We start from the raw sequence: 451 nt of genomic DNA, 5'->3' as shown, positions 1-451 counted from the left end.
GGACCGGCCTCGAAGACCGTCAGTGCCTGCTCGGCCGCCTCGGCGCTGGGCGCGCGGTAGACTTCCTTCAGCGCCGTCGCCAGACCCTTGCGGTCCTTCCACGAGACGAAGTCCATCGAGTTTCGCAGCAGGTGGACGATGCACGTCTGGACGATCGCGTCGGGAAACACCGCGGTGATCGCCTCGGGAAAACCCTTCAGGCCGTCGACGACGGCGAGCAGGATATCCTCGGTGCCGCGGTTCCTGAGCTCGTTCATGACCCTGAGCCAGAACTTCGCACCCTCGTTCTGTTCGAGCCACAGGCCCAGCACCTCCTTGGCGCCATCGGCACGGACGCCCAGCGCGATGTGGATGGCTTTGTTGCGCACCATGCCCTCGTCGCGGATCTTCACCCGCAAGGCGTCGAAGAAGACGAGCGGATAGACCGGATCGAGCGGCCGTTGCTGCCAGG

General features: G+C 65.4%; 1 protein-coding gene. It reads right to left on the bottom strand.

Annotation, left to right across the window (positions count from 1 at the left end; translation table 11 throughout):
• On the bottom strand, positions 1-451 hold a 451-nt coding region (locus ASE91_RS04245; protein ID WP_235530306.1), incomplete at both ends, for an IS256 family transposase.

The sequence above is a fragment of the Sphingomonas sp. Leaf62 genome (genome assembly GCF_001421915.1).
Taxonomy (GTDB): domain Bacteria; phylum Pseudomonadota; class Alphaproteobacteria; order Sphingomonadales; family Sphingomonadaceae; genus Sphingomonas.
The sequence above is the reverse complement of the archived record's forward strand: the minus strand, read 5'-3'. Positions and strand labels throughout refer to the sequence as shown.